Annotated in this window: 11 protein-coding genes; all 11 read right to left on the bottom strand. The window is 66.4% G+C overall.

Annotation, left to right across the window (positions count from 1 at the left end; translation table 11 throughout):
• Position 1: 1 nt before the first annotated feature.
• Positions 2-685, bottom strand: a complete 684-nt coding sequence (locus tag ACUZUJ_RS01320; RefSeq protein WP_458220218.1) for a response regulator transcription factor — start codon at positions 683-685, stop codon at positions 2-4.
• Positions 686-758: 73 nt separating this feature from the next.
• Complete coding sequence (locus tag ACUZUJ_RS01315; protein ID WP_430346934.1) at positions 759-1,133, bottom strand: hypothetical protein; 375 nt, start codon at positions 1,131-1,133, stop codon at positions 759-761.
• 213 nt (positions 1,134-1,346) lie between these two features.
• Positions 1,347-2,378 carry a tRNA dihydrouridine(20/20a) synthase DusA gene (gene dusA / locus ACUZUJ_RS01310; RefSeq protein WP_458220217.1) on the bottom strand — a complete coding sequence of 344 codons (1,032 nt, stop codon included), beginning with the start codon at positions 2,376-2,378 and terminating at the stop codon, positions 1,347-1,349.
• 90 nt (positions 2,379-2,468) lie between these two features.
• The gene (locus ACUZUJ_RS01305) at positions 2,469-5,213 is read right to left on the bottom strand and encodes a peptidoglycan-binding protein (RefSeq protein WP_119007304.1); all 2,745 of its coding nucleotides are present in this window, start codon (positions 5,211-5,213) and stop codon (positions 2,469-2,471) included.
• Positions 5,214-5,273: 60 nt separating this feature from the next.
• Positions 5,274-6,140 (bottom strand): lysozyme inhibitor LprI family protein, encoded by an 867-nt coding sequence (locus tag ACUZUJ_RS01300; RefSeq protein WP_101764758.1) that lies wholly within the window; start codon positions 6,138-6,140, stop codon positions 5,274-5,276.
• A gap of 165 nt (positions 6,141-6,305) precedes the next feature.
• Positions 6,306-7,760 carry a SulP family inorganic anion transporter gene (locus ACUZUJ_RS01295; protein ID WP_458220216.1) on the bottom strand — a complete coding sequence of 485 codons (1,455 nt, stop codon included), beginning with the start codon at positions 7,758-7,760 and terminating at the stop codon, positions 6,306-6,308.
• A 208-nt stretch (positions 7,761-7,968) separates the two neighbouring features.
• The gene (locus ACUZUJ_RS01290) at positions 7,969-8,679 is read right to left on the bottom strand and encodes a hypothetical protein (RefSeq protein ID WP_101764756.1); all 711 of its coding nucleotides are present in this window, start codon (positions 8,677-8,679) and stop codon (positions 7,969-7,971) included.
• A complete protein-coding gene (locus ACUZUJ_RS01285) occupies positions 8,679-9,008 on the bottom strand; it encodes a hypothetical protein (protein ID WP_101764755.1) in 330 nt (109 codons plus the stop codon). Before ACUZUJ_RS01285 ends, ACUZUJ_RS01290 begins: the two co-directional genes overlap by 1 nt.
• Positions 9,008-12,496 carry a TipJ family phage tail tip protein gene (locus ACUZUJ_RS01280; protein ID WP_458220215.1) on the bottom strand — a complete coding sequence of 1,163 codons (3,489 nt, stop codon included), beginning with the start codon at positions 12,494-12,496 and terminating at the stop codon, positions 9,008-9,010. Before ACUZUJ_RS01280 ends, ACUZUJ_RS01285 begins: the two co-directional genes overlap by 1 nt.
• A complete protein-coding gene (locus tag ACUZUJ_RS01275; RefSeq protein ID WP_458220214.1) occupies positions 12,493-13,086 on the bottom strand; it encodes a tail assembly protein in 594 nt (197 codons plus the stop codon). Before ACUZUJ_RS01275 ends, ACUZUJ_RS01280 begins: the two co-directional genes overlap by 4 nt.
• Entirely contained in the window at positions 13,079-13,819 is a 741-nt protein-coding gene (locus ACUZUJ_RS01270; protein ID WP_119007309.1) for a C40 family peptidase, read from the bottom strand. Before ACUZUJ_RS01270 ends, ACUZUJ_RS01275 begins: the two co-directional genes overlap by 8 nt.
• Positions 13,820-13,828: the final 9 nt, after the last annotated feature.

Below are 13,828 nucleotides of genomic sequence, written 5' to 3'. Positions count from 1 at the left end.
CTCAGCCCTCGTTGCGCGGGATCGCGAAACGGTAGCCGCGACCGCGTACGGTCTCGATCGGCTTCAGTTCGCCATCCGGGTCCAGCTTCTTGCGCAGGCGGCCGATGAACACTTCCAGCACGTTCGAGTCGCGGTCGAAGTCCTGCTGGTAGATGTGCTCGGTGAGGTCGGCCTTGGAGACCAGTTCACCGGCATGCATCATCAGGTACTCCAGCACCTTGTACTCGTAGCTGGTCAGGTCGACATTGCTGCCGGCCACGCTGACGGTCTGGGCGGCGAGGCCCAGGGCGACCGGGCCGCATTCCAGAGTCGGCTTGCTCCAGCCGGCGGCGCGGCGCAGCAGCGCGTTGACGCGGGCCAGCAGCTCTTCGACGTGGAACGGCTTGACCAGGTAATCGTCGGCACCCTGCTTCAGGCCCTCGACCTTGTCCTGCCAGCTCGAACGCGCGGTCAGGATCAGCACCGGGAACTTCTTGCCTTCGTCACGCAGGGCCTTGATCAGCTCCATGCCCGACATCTTGGGCAGGCCGAGGTCGATGATGCCGACATCGAACGGAACTTCGCGCCCCATGTAGAGGCCTTCCTCGCCGTCCTGCGCAGCATCGACGGCAAAGCCTTCGCGCTTGAGCCGGGCTGCCAGGGTCTCACGCAGCGGGGCTTCGTCTTCGACCAGAAGGATACGCATGAACTCTCCCTAGTGTCCTGGGTGTGGCCCGGAGGCCTGTGGGGTACGGGTTGATAGCGACAACTATCCCTGTTCAGGGGTTATCGCCGCGTAGTGATGACATATCCGACCGCGGCGTGCGCGGCTGTGAACGCGACGGGGCAGGGTCGTCCATGTAGCGGACCCGGCCCCGGTCGTCCATGTACTTCACCCGGTTGATATCACGACCATCGAACGGCACGCGCTCGGCACCGAGGATGTGGCCGCCGGTGGTGCGCTGCACGCGGCGCACGGCATCGGACAGCGAACGCTCGTCGCCACGGTTGCCACGCTCGCCCCGCTCCATCATCTCCGCACGCCCCTGCTCACCGCGCTGCGGCTGCTGTGCCAGCGCCGACGACAGCGGCGCAGCCGCCAGCACAACGCAGGTGGCCAGGGCAATGCGGCAATGGAGGGAAGCGGAAGACATCGATGCGATCCTAGCCGAGCACGGCGATTCGTTCAAAAGTCGTAAATCCGGATGCCGGGTTTCGGGCCCGGCGCTTTACAAATCCTTTGCAAATTCTTGGTTTGGGGCAGTGAATCCGGTCTGAACTTTTCCGGCCGCGACCCCGCGATGTTCAGCTATGTGAACATTCGGGACGAATCGCCGCGCCTTGTCAAGTCAGGAATGTGACGGCGGTCACGCTGCAACGCGATCAGCGTCGCGTTCGGTCACGGCCAGTGCCTGCTCGACCAGGCTCCAATCGGCACCCGGGCGGTGTGCGCCCTCGCTCAACACCTGGCGGAATGCGCGGCCACCGGGCTGGCCATGGAACAGGCCGAGCAGGTGACGGGTGATGTGCTTCAGCGCCAGGCCTTCGCCCAGGCGCGCTTCCACATACGGGCGCAGCGCGCGCAGCAGGTCACCGCGGGCCTGCAGCGGGGCGCCGGTCTGCAGCGCCTCCAGCTGATGCAGCAGGTAGGGGTCGTGGTAGGCCGCACGGCCCAGCATCACGCCATCGACGTGCGCGGCCTGCGCCTGCACCGCCTCGAGGCTGGCCAGGCCACCATTGAGCACCACGGGCAGCGCCGGGCGCTCCTGCTTCAGGCGGTAGGCCCAGTCGTACTTCAGCGGCGGAACCTCGCGGTTCTCCTTCGGCGACAGGCCCTTCAGCCACGCGTTGCGCGCGTGCACCACCACCATCGCGGCACCGGCGGCGACCTGGCGGTCGACGAAGGCGGCGAACACGTCGTAGTCGTTGTCCTCGTCCACGCCCAGGCGGCACTTCACCGTCACCGGGATCTCGACGGCATCGACCATTGCCGCCACGCACTCGGCCACCAGCACCGGCTCGCGCATCAGGCAGGCGCCGAAGCGCCCGGCCTGCACGCGGTCGGACGGGCAGCCGCAGTTGAGGTTGACCTCGTCGTAGCCCCACTCGGCGGCGACGCGCGCAGCCTGCGCCAGCAGTGCGGGATCGCTGCCCCCCAGCTGCAGCGCCAGCGGCTGCTCGCTGCGGTCGAAGCCGAGCAGTCGCTCGCGATCACCGTGGATGACCGCGTTGGCATGCACCATTTCCGTGTACAGGCGCACACCCGGTGCCAGCACGCGATGGAACACGCGGCAATGGCGGTCGGTCCAGTCCATCATGGGGGCGACAGACAGGCGCAGGGAATCGGCGTAACGGGCGGTGGCGGACGTCATCGGGGTGTTGATCGTGGAGACTGGCATTGCCAGTGAGATCAATAGTTTACACCGGACGGCTGAATGGCGGCGGGTGGCTCCGGGGTCGGTCGACCGGCCCCGGGACGCCGCGTGGGCTTACAACCCGCGGTTGCGCACCTGTTCCTGCTGCTGTTCCTGCGCACGCTGGTTGAACTGGCTGTCCAGCGCCTCGCTCTGCCGGCTGCTGGCCTCGACCGAGTGCGATACCGCCTGCTGGCGGTCGACGAAGGTCCGCTGCGCCGCCGGATCGCCCAGCTCGCCCTGCACCGCGAACAAGCCGGTGCCGTCGGGGCGGGCCACCACGTGGTCGATCTGGCGCATGCCCGACACCTTGCTTTCGTAGGCCAGCTGGCCGGCTGCACGCTCGGCCTCCTGCGGGTTGTCGAACAGCGGCTTCAGCCCGGCCTGGGCACGCTGCTGCTCCAGCGCCTGCAGCTTGCCCAGCGCCTGATCGAAGCGCGCGTTGTCGGCATGCCCGGGGTCGCGCATGCTGGCCGGCGCTGCAGGCTCGGCCCGGGCCGGAGCCTCCGGCGCGGTACCGGCCTTCACCGCGTTGGGGGCATCGACCTGCGCCAGGGTCTTGCGGCCTGCCTTGCCATCGTCGTCCAGGCCGTTGTTGGCTTGGAACTGCTTGACCGCTGCGAGCGTGTCCTTGCCATACACGCCATCGGCGTGCAGCGGCTTGCCATCGGCACCGGCATAACCCAGCGCCGCCAGCTTGCCCTGCAAGGCCTTGACCTCATCGCCCCGCTCGCCCTGCTTCAACACGCCATCGGCCATCGGCGCCTGCTGCGCACTGCGTGCGGCCTGCGCGGCCTCGGGACCCTGCGCGTGGACCTTGCCGCCCAGGGTGATGCGGTCGTTGAGGATGTCGCCCAGATAGCGACGGTACTGGTCCGGCTCAACTTCGATGTGCGCGTGCACCGCACCCGGCGAGCCTACGTCCGACTGCCGCACCAGCGGCGCACCGTACTCGACGAAATCCCCGGTCTTGTACGGAATGGATCCGCGCGCGCCGTGCAGCACTTGGCCCACCAGCTCGCGGCGCGCATCGCCGACCGGATGGCTGTAGATGCTGATGGAGTTGGTGCCGTCGTTGTTGAGCTTGACGTAGCCGGCGACCGGACTGGGAACCATCAGATTGCGCCCGCCTGACCGGTCGGTCAGGATCAGGTCCTTCTGCACCAGCGGGATGTTGTTGACGTCGCCACGCCGGCGCACGGCCTCCAGCTCGCCCTCGACCATCTCCGCGCTACGGTCGACCCGGCTGGCATCGCCCGCGCGAACGGCAGCTGCGTTGGTGTTGGGGTGGTGGATCTTCAGTTCGCGGAACGCTTCTTCGCCACTGATGCCGTGGCGCAGGATGCGGTTGCTGCCGCCGTTGCCGAACGGCTCCACCACCGAGATGCGCTCGCCGCCGGGTGCAGCGGCTGCGGCTGGCCCGCTGTGGCGTTCGGGTGCAGGTGCTGCGGCCGGTGCAGCAGGCGCAACGGGTGCGGCCGGTGTCGGCGTTGCAGAGCGGTGCTGTGCCGCTTCGGCCTGGATCGCACTGCGCGTGCCTGCGTCGGCCATGCCGGTGGCCGGCAGATGGTGCTGCTGCTGGAAGGTATTGAGGGCTTGCTGGCTCCCTGCCCCCAGGTAACCATCGGCGGTAATCGCTTTGCCCCGTGCATCGGTGAGCCCCAACGCCGCCATGTCAGCCTGCAGCGCGCGTGCCTCGCGATCGATCGCGCCCAGCGTTGCCGGACCGGCCTTGCCATCCACCGGGGTCAGGCCATGATCGCGCTGGAAGGCTTCGACGGCCTGCCGGGTAGTGGCATCGAACTGTCGGTCGGGATGGATGGCCTGCGCGCCTGCGCCGCCATAGCCCAGTGTGTGCAGGTTGTGTTCCAGCTTTTCCACCGCGCGGCCGCTTGAGCCCTCCTTCAGCACCTGCGGACCACCGCCACCGTGGCCGTGCGCTCGCGCCTGTTGCAGCGCGACCTGGATATCCGGGTCGCTGCCTTCGGTGGCGGGCGCGAAATCGCGGCGCCCCACCTTCAGGTGCGCGCGATCCATTTCGGCGGAATGCTGCGCATAGGCATCTTCATACCCGGCAGCGACGTCGGCGGCAGTCAGCCCGGCATAGGAAGGGGTGCGATGGCGGATGGCAGCGGCTTGGTCGCGCAGTTCCTGGTAGTCACCTCCGCGCTTGAGCACCGCTTCCAGGCCATCCAGCCGACCCGGCAGCTGGTTGGCGGTCTTGGCGATCAACGCGATGGCCTCGAAGCGCTTGTCCTCGGCAATGCCGCTGCCATGCTTGTCCAGCATGGTCATGGCGATATTCGTGGCATTGCGCACCTGTGGGTAATCGATGTGCGTGTGGATCCACTGCTTGCCTTCCGCCGAGCCGGCCCAGGCATTGATGCTGTCACGCGTCGGTGCATCGATGAAGCGGATGGATGAGCGCTTTCCCTCGCCATTGCCGTGGCTGAGCAGATCCGCACGCAGGTCAGTGCGATCATGCGTGAAGGGCAGGTTGTGTGCCTTGGCGTAAGCGCTGGCCTGGTCGATGACCCCATCGACATACGTTGTCTCGCCCGGCTTCAGTTTGCGCTCCTGCGTCGCGCCCAGCGGCCACTCGCCACGTTGGCCGAAATCCACCTGGATGGTGCCCAGCGAATAGCCGCTGTTGTCCCTGACCGCGCTGACCGTGCCCCATTGCGGCTCATTAAGGTGCTTGGTGATGCCGGCGATGCTGAGGTGGTACGAAGATCCACCACCTTCAGTACCGCGTCCGACAGCAAAGAACACCGCGCCGGCAGTGGCGTCCAGGTTGCGGGTGTCAATATTGTTTGGCATGTCTCACTTCCTTGTCCGTGGAGGAATGACCGGGTGCAGTTGCCTGCTGGCGACCGTGGATCAGGGCGTCAGCACGCGCGTGTGCAGCTCGACGGCGCGGTTGGCATACCGGTTGATGCGGCACGACTGTGCATCCAGCATCGGCCCCACATGGTCGCTGGCAGGTGCACAGCGCTTTTCGGTATCTGCAGCCCAGTTGGCCTGCTCGTCCATCCAGCGGTCCTTGGCCGGGCCATCGGGGCCGTCCATCAGTCGCGCGACCTGTGCTTCCAGCAGCGCCTTGTGGTGGGCGAGCTCGGCCGTATCGCAGGCTTCCAGCTGGTCGTCCATGCCGCGGGCGTCCTGCACGCAGCGGGTGTATTCCGGACGCAGCGTTGCCTGGGTATACGAGGTATCCGGCGGCGCGCTCTGCGCCAGCAGCTGGTCGGCACGGTTGGCGACACGGTACAGGCGGCATTCCTGCGCGCCCTGCAGCTGCTGCACGCTGCCGTTGGGGACATCGCGGCAATAACGGTCTGTATCGCTGCGCCAGCTCGCCTGGGTGGCCTGGAATGCCGTCCGGGCAGCGGCGTCGAGCCCGGCCAGCGCCTTGCTGGCCGCCGCTTCGAGGCGCGCTTCCTGGTAGGCGAGTTCGTCCTTGCCGCAGGCCTGCAGCTTGCCGGCATCTTCCACCCCATCCACACACCAGCCATAGGCTGGGCGCAGGCGACCCTCGGTATAGGACGCATCCGGGTAGTGGGGGGAATCTGCCGATGCCGGGCCGGAAGGTGCTGTCGGCGATGCCGCAGCAATCGACGCGGGAGCCGCCGTTTCGGTCGATGCCTGGGAAGAAGGCGCCTGGCATGCGGTGAGCGCCAGGCACAGGGCCAGCACCTTCCAATACCCACGGCCGACGCCGACCCGTTCGTTGCGCCCAAGCGCGTCCATTGCCTGCATTACCTGTTTCTCCCTTGCGTGTCGCCAGCGGGTGCCGGCAGGGAGGGGCCGTCCGTCGACCCCCATCACGCGGGCAATGCTACGACAGCGCCGGTTTCAACTGCCTGACTGGATTCAGAATGCGTGCACGTCGTCTCAGACGCGGACGCTGGAACCTCAGTGCCCGCCCCCGCGCCCACCCACCTGTTCGATCAACGTCAGGCTGGCCGCATTCAGGCCCACCACCGTCACCTCCGTCCCATGCGCGGCCAGCTTTTCCTGCGCGCGTTCCAGCGCGGCCACCGCAGTGAGGTCCCACAGGTGGGCGTCACGCAGGTCGATCTGCACCTTCGACGCCACGTGCTGGTAGTCGAACGCGGCGCCCAGCTGGCCGGCCGAGGCAAAGAACACCTGCCCACGTACACGGTAGGCCTGCGTGTCTCCGGCATCCTCGCGCTGCACGTCCAGCATGCGGCCAACCTTGTGCGCGAAGAACAGCGCCGACAGCAGCACGCCACTGAGCACGCCCTTGGCCAGGTCGTGGGTGGCCACGGTGACCACCACGGTCAGCAGCATCACGGCCGAAGAGCTGCGCGGGTGCGTGCGCAGGTCGCGCAGCGAGCGCCAGCTGAAGGTGCCGATGCTGACCATGATCATCACCGCCACCAGCGCGGCCATCGGGATCTGCCGCACCAGGTCGCTGCCGTACACCACCAGCACCAGCAGCAGCACGCCGGCCACCAGGCAGGACAGCCGGCCACGTCCACCGGACGTCACGTTGATGACCGACTGGCCAATCATCGCGCAGCCGGCCATGCCGCCGAGAAAACCGGTGACCGTGTTGGCCACGCCCTGACCGACGCATTCTCGGTTGCGCTCGCTGGGCGTCTCGGTGATGTCTTCGACGATCTGCAGGGTCATCATCGATTCGAGCAGGCCAACCACGGCCAGCGTGGCCGACACCGGCAGCAGGATGCGCAGGGTCTCCCAGCTGAGCGGCACATCGGGGATGAGGAACTGCGGCAGGCTGTCGGGCAGCTGTCCCATGTCGCCAACACTGCGCACGTCCACATCGAAACCGATCACCACGGCTGTAAGCACCACGATCGCCACCAGCGGTGACGGCACGGCGCGGGTGAGGCGCGGCAGCAGGTAGATGATCGCCAGGGCGGCGGCACACAGCACGTAGACCGTGGGACCGCGGCCAATCAGCTCGGGCATCTGCGCCAGGAAGATCAGGATCGCCAGCGCGTTGACGAAGCCGGTGATGACCGAGCGCGAAACGAAGCGCATCAGCGAGCCAAGCTTGAACACGCCGGCCAGCACCTGCAGCAGGCCGGCCAGGATGCTGGCGGCGAACAGGTACTGCAGGCCGTGGTCCTTGACCAGGTCGACCATCACCAGCGCCATCGCGCCGGTGGCGGCGGAGATCATGCCGGGGCGGCCACCGGCAATGGCGGTGACCACCGCGATGGAGAACGCGGCGTACAGGCCGACCTTCGGGTCGACGCCGGCGATGAGCGAGAAGGCGATGGCCTCGGGAATCAAGGCCAAGGCGACGACCATGCCGGACAGCAGATCACCACGGATGTTGCCGAGCCATTGCTGGCGCAGCGGATAGGACGTTTGCATGGGAAAACTCCGCGCGCACGCGGGCGTGGCCGCATGGCGCTGCAGTGGAAAGACGCGGGTTCCTGAGCCGGGCGGGCCGGCTGCCGATGTGCGGCAAGGGTCAGGGTGGCGTGATCACTGCAGTGCGTCGTCGGGGAGCGTGGGAACGGCGCAGTCTACGGGAAGGGCCCGGGCGGCTCAAATGGCTGCCCGGGCCGGCAATCCCCGCTCAGTAGGTGTAAGCCGCAAGGACGAAACTTGGCAGGCGCGAAGCGAACGTCTGGTAGGACGCTCCACTGAGGGAACGCTGGCGATTGGCAGCCCGCCGGGTGAAGTTGACCCGCATCTGCGATGCATTCGGCGTACTGATGGCTGCCGAATAGCGCATGTTGGTACGGATGGTGGGGTTGCCGCTGGGCATGGCGTAGACGTCGTGGCAGAGGCCGATGTCTGACAGCAGGTAGGCAAGATTGTCGCCTGGGCCGTTGATCAGGTCACCGGTGAGGATGTTCTCGTTGGACGTCTCGCTGGGAAGTGGCGGCCGGGCGCCGGTCGTATTGACCAGGCCCGCCATGCGCAGCGGGCGGCTGCTCATGTCCCACTGCAGCGAGCCATCAGCGTTGTAGACCTGCATGCCGGTGTTGTTGCTGGGAACCGCATGTCCCCATGCCCACCATTCGAAGCTGGTGGTTCCCTGGGCCATGTTCCAGCCGAAACCCGCAGTGCCGGTGGAAATCCGCGTGGAGCCGCCATTGCAGCGGATGAACACCAGGTAGGGCACGCTCTGCGCCGGAAGGCTGACCGAGCCGTTCTGGCCCAACGGCGACGTGTTGCTGCCGATGGTTTCCACGCCCTTGCCTGCCGCGAAGAAGGCAAGGGCGTGTGCGTTGACCAGAACGGGGACACCGCTGTCGTTTGTGACTTCAAGGCCGACGGTCATCAGAAGCTCCCGTAGAAGACATAGGCATTGGGATTGGTGGTCGTCATGAACGTGAAGTTGAGTGTGAGGTAGTCGCCCTCGGCGGCGCCTGGTTTATTGAAGGACATGAATGCCATGTTCGGCGCGGAGAACTGGTTTCCATTCATGTCCTGCCAGCTGTCCCAGAAGGTGCTCGGCAGAATCGCGAATGGCTGCCCCATGCCCGCCATGCCCACATAGATGCTGTCTCTGGTGCTGACGTGCATCTCACCCATCACCTTGCCGGCACGATCATTGGTGTCGAACCACATCTGCCCATCCGGGCCGAATATCTGCATACCGGTTGCCATTACCAGATCCCCATGCGGACGCGGACGCGGCCGTTGTTGTCGTAAACGTGGATGACGCTGTCGTTGATGGTCAGGCGGCCGCCATTCTCGGGGCCGTTCATCGTCAATGTGCCGTTCTTGTCGAGCCTCCAGCGCGGTTGCCCACCGGCGCCGACCGCATTGGACTGGATCACGTCGCCGATCATGGCGTTCTGGATCCAGCCATTGCCGATCAGTGCCTGGCTGATGAAAGTCTGCCCGCCCTGCACCACGAAGGGCGCACTGACCTGGCCGCTGTTGGTGTTGAACAGCGCGAAGCGATCGGCCTGCATCAGGATCTGGCTCTGGTAGCTGCCATCCGGCTGCTGCTCGACGCCAAGCCCCATGCCGGCCATGTAGATCTGCCCGGCACTGCTGATCTGCGCCTTGACCGTATAGGTTGCGCTGACCTTGCCATCCAGGTTCACCACGGCCTGCGAGACCTGCTGGACCGCGGCACTGACACCTTCGATCCTGCCGGGCACACCCTCGATGGACGCTTCAACCGTATCTACACGCCTGGCCAGTGCCGCGTCCTTCTCGGCCATCACGCTGTAGACGGTGATGGCACCGGCGCTGACATCGTTCTCGCCGACGTTGTAGTCCTCCTCACCGGCGGTGTGGTCGCTGACCTGGGCGAACAGGCCATCGACCTTCTGCCCCTGCGCGGTCACCTTGCCATCGACATCGGTGACGTCCAGTTCCAGCTGGTCGACGCGGCCGACGATGGCGCCAGCCTCGGCGATGGCGTCGCCGATGTTCTTCCAATGGCTGCCCGGCGGCGTCTCGTTGCCTGCGGCAGTGCCCTGCCAGCTCCAGATCCGACCGTCGTGGATGACAGTCTGACCCGGGGTGTAGGTTGCCGCGGCATCCCAGACCAGCGGCAGCACTTCGGTGACGCGCTCGATCTTGCCCTTCAGCTGTTGGCCCAGCGCGCTTTCGTTGATGCGGCCGGCGAAATAGGCATCGTAGTCCGACGGGTTGCTGCTGGACTCGCCCAGAACACCCGCCTCCACCGGATGCCACGGACCCACGTTGCCGCTGCGATCGACCAGGCGCCCCCAGAACCAGAAGCGTGCACCCGCCGCGAGACCGTTCATCTGGTGCCGCGACTGTGGATAGGCGAAGTCGCCGAGCTTGATGGCGGCTGCACGATCCGGGCTGGTGCTGTACCAGAGTTCAGTGCGCTCGGTATCCGTGGCGCCTGCCGGGAACTGCCAGGCCAGCTCGATGCCGAACACCCGGCTGCGCGCGGTCAGCGAGGTCAATGCCGGTGGCGGCGTCGTCTTGCCTTCAATGGTGGTGAGCACACTGAGCGTCGGCTGCGATACCGCGCCCAGCGCATTGACCGCGCGTACCCGGGCCAGATACTCGCCCGCATAGACGCCCCGCACTTCCAGGCTCTGTGTGCCGACGCGGCCGGCGCGGACCCAGTTGAGATCACCACGGCGCCATTCCACGTCATAGCCGATCGCCTTGTCCGCCGCATCCCACTCGATGGTGAGCACGGACGTGGCAATACCCTGGTCCACCACCACATGCGAGGCCATCCGCACGTTGGCCGGTGCCGGCTGCACGCTGGGCGGAATGATGCTGATCGGCGGCTGCTCCAGGCGCGTGCCGTCGTCGATGGCGGCGTACTTGCCCGGCACGTGCTTGAGCGCGGTGATCTGATAGGTCAGGTCCTCGCCTTCGCTGATCGACAGCACGCGATAGTGCTGCAGGGCCAGCTCCGGCGATTCCAGTGCCCAGACCGACTGCGCCACCGGCACCGCCGACCACGGCGCGGTGACCGTTATCGTCTCGCCGTCCACCGACTGCACGGTGCGTGCTTCGGTCTGCCCGCTGGGCAGCGTGGCACGCAGGGTGTCACCGGCCGCGATCTGTTCCGGCACGCGATCCAGCACCAGGCTGCGCGTATCCGCACTGCGGATGCGACCCGCATTGCGGCGGCCAGCGCGGTTCGGGTCGGCCACCTGGATCACATCGCCAGGCATGCAGCCCAGCGCGTCCAGGCCCACCGAGAAGCTGATGGTTTCGGTTTCCAGCATCTCGGTGTGCAGGATGTGGTTGCCCACGCGCTGCGCCTGCGAACGCGAGTGGCAGCCCACCGCCGTCACTTCGGTCTGGTTGATGCCGTAGCGGGCCACACCGGGCAGGTGCTGTACCACTTCGACCTTCTGCCGGCCGAAGTCATCCGGATCGATCCACGACACCAGCGCCACCGTGTGCCGCGCCGTGCGGCTGCTGCCGGCATAGTGGAAGCGCCCTTCGATGACGTTGGCCTGGCTGTAGGTCAGCACCGGGTCCTTGGGCATGTCGGCCGAGGCCATCACCTGCCCCGCCGCATAGAAGCTGATGCCGCGGAACATGGTGGCGATGTCCTGCAGCACGCGATAGGCCTCGGCGCGGGTCTGCAGATACAGGCTGCAGGTGAAGCGCGGCTCTTTGCCGCCCTGGCCATCGCTGACCAGTTCATCGCAGTAGCGCGCGATCTGGTACAGCCGCCACTTGTCCACCCAGTCCAGCGGAACACGATGGCCCAGGCCAAAGCGATCGTTGGTGACGATGTCGAAGAACACCCAAGCCGGGTTGTTGGTCCACCCGCTCTTGAAGGTACCGTCCCACACGCCGCTGTAGAGACGGCTGAGCGGATCGTAGTTGGAGGGGATGCGCACGATGCGCCCCCACAGCTGGTAGGACCGGGTGGGGATGTTCTGGAACTGGCTGGCGTCGACCTGCACCGCCGCCAGCGCGCAGTTCGGATAGCGCAGCTTGGCATCGATGATCTCGGTCATCGACAGCACGTTGATGGTATCGGCGATGGTGCTGCTGTTGGCGTTGGCGGTCAGCCGGCGGATCCGCACCTGCCACTGGTTGCCGGCAGGCAGATCGATGCGGCGGCTGCGCTCGTACTGGCTGGTGGTCTTGCCACTGAAGGCATCGGTCAGCACCGTGCTGAACGGGCCGCCGTCGGTGGACAGATCCACCGCGTACATGATCCGGTAGCCTTCAGTGTCACCGTTCTCGGTGTTGGTCTTCTGCAACGCCGGTACCGCAAAGCGGATACGGACGGCCGACAGGTCAGCACCGGATACGGTGCGTACCACCGGCGCATCACTGCGCAGCTCGACATTGACGCCAACTTCGTTCTCGATGGAGGGGAAGCCGCTGATGTGCTCCTGGTCCTGGGTGCCGGAACGCGTCTGCACGTCCACGCCGGAGAAGTTCAGCGTGCCGTCGGGATTCTCGATCGGCACCTGGTCCAGGTAGATCGACTGCTTGCCGGCGACCAGTCCGCGGATCTCGCCTTCGCTGGCGAGGTCGATGATGCGGGCCACCGCCATCGAGTGCAGGCTGTCGGCGGTTTCGACCGGGGTTCGGGCGTTGCTCGCGCCCTTCTTGGCGCCCGCCAGTACGGGCGCAGCTGCACCGCGCGTGCGCAGCGTGGAATGAGTGATCTGGTTCAAAACTGGTCCTCCGCCAGGATGCCGCCGCTGATCACGGCCGAGCCGATGAACATGCCCTTGCTGTCATGGCCGCCATAGGCGACCGGAACGGGGTTGCCCTGCGCCTGCGTGTTGACGGTGCCGTTCATGCTGTAGCTGGGCGCGTTTTCGGGTGTGTCTTTGGCGCCCAGGCCTTTTGGCTGGGGGGAGAGCATCTGGGTGATCCCGCCAACCACCATGCTGACGCCGGTTGATACCAGTGCAGCCCCACCAGCCCAAGATGTGTAGCTCCCCACAACGATCAGCACGATGCCAATGATGGTTTGCAGTACGCCTCCCCGCTTGCTACCCACCATCACCGGCGCGATGCGGATGTCATCCTGCCCTGGCGGGTCGTGCAACTGATCCCGCGACAGGTTCTGCCTGCCAGCGAACACGGCAAATTCCATGCCCTTGGCTTTGGCACCCATCAGGTACTGCTGGAACCCCGGCAGCATCGTGCACAGCGCATGCACGGCCTCGGCCGGGCTGTTCACCGCCAGCCGGAACCTGCGTCCGAAGCGGGCACCCAGCTTGCCGTACAGGCGGATCGTACGAAGACGGTCAGTCATGGCGCACCTCGCGATGGCGGACGATGCAACGGGTGCGCTCGGCCCACATGCCGCCGTAGGGCACGGTCTCGGACAGGCGGCCATGCAGGTGATGCAGCATCTGCCCGTCACCGAGGTAGATGCCTGCGTGGTTGGTAACCGGCGAGCGGATCTGCATCAGGATCATGTCGCCCCGCTGCGGTTCGCCCTCGATCAGGTCGAAGCCCTCGGCGTGCAGCCGTTCAAGGCTGTACAGGTCCTGGCCATGGCTCCACCAGTCATCCTGGCGCTCGTACTCGGACAGCCGGATGCCCAGTTCGCGCGCGTGGAAATCGCGGACCAGGCTGTAGCAGTCCAGTACACCGTGGGCGAACTGGCGACCGACCAGCGGTGCCATGTAACCTGAGGGATGCAGGGTCTGCAGATCAGCGCACAGCGGTGGCTCGCCGGTTACCTGGCCGACGCTGACAATGTGCCAGGTCAGCCCGCTGCGCTCGCACATGACCCGATCGGCATCGGACGGCGTTGCAGCGGCATCGGGGTGGCTGTGCACCAGGGCCAGCACCTCGCCCTTGTCCTCGGCCACGGCATAGTCCTCAGCCGGCAGGCGGAAATGCTCGCTGGGCGTGGCGGCCACGTTGCGGCAGGGAAGATAGCGTTCGTGGCCTTCAATGGCCACGATCAGCCCGCAGCATTCGCGCGGGTACTCGGCCACGGCGTGCGCCTGGATGGCCTGCAGGGTTGTCGGTTGCATGTTTCACCC

The sequence above is a fragment of the Stenotrophomonas sp. S4 genome, assembly GCF_054187805.2.
This window is presented reverse-complemented; position numbering and strand designations above follow the sequence as displayed.

Excerpts from the sequence above, each read along its gene's own strand:
- ACUZUJ_RS01320 (WP_458220218.1), bottom strand. The coding sequence starts at position 685 with ATGCGTATCCTTCTGGTCGAAGACGAAGCCCCGCTGCGTGAGACCCTG.
- ACUZUJ_RS01315 (WP_430346934.1), bottom strand. The coding sequence starts at position 1,133 with ATGTCTTCCGCTTCCCTCCATTGCCGCATTGCCCTGGCCACCTGCGTT.
- dusA (WP_458220217.1), bottom strand. The coding sequence starts at position 2,378 with ATGCCAGTCTCCACGATCAACACCCCGATGACGTCCGCCACCGCCCGT.
- ACUZUJ_RS01305 (WP_119007304.1), bottom strand. The coding sequence starts at position 5,213 with ATGCCAAACAATATTGACACCCGCAACCTGGACGCCACTGCCGGCGCG.
- ACUZUJ_RS01300 (WP_101764758.1), bottom strand. The coding sequence starts at position 6,140 with ATGGACGCGCTTGGGCGCAACGAACGGGTCGGCGTCGGCCGTGGGTAT.
- ACUZUJ_RS01295 (WP_458220216.1), bottom strand. The coding sequence starts at position 7,760 with ATGCAAACGTCCTATCCGCTGCGCCAGCAATGGCTCGGCAACATCCGT.
- ACUZUJ_RS01290 (WP_101764756.1), bottom strand. The coding sequence starts at position 8,679 with ATGACCGTCGGCCTTGAAGTCACAAACGACAGCGGTGTCCCCGTTCTG.
- ACUZUJ_RS01285 (WP_101764755.1), bottom strand. The coding sequence starts at position 9,008 with ATGGCAACCGGTATGCAGATATTCGGCCCGGATGGGCAGATGTGGTTC.
- ACUZUJ_RS01275 (WP_458220214.1), bottom strand. The coding sequence starts at position 13,086 with ATGACTGACCGTCTTCGTACGATCCGCCTGTACGGCAAGCTGGGTGCC.
- ACUZUJ_RS01270 (WP_119007309.1), bottom strand. The coding sequence starts at position 13,819 with ATGCAACCGACAACCCTGCAGGCCATCCAGGCGCACGCCGTGGCCGAG.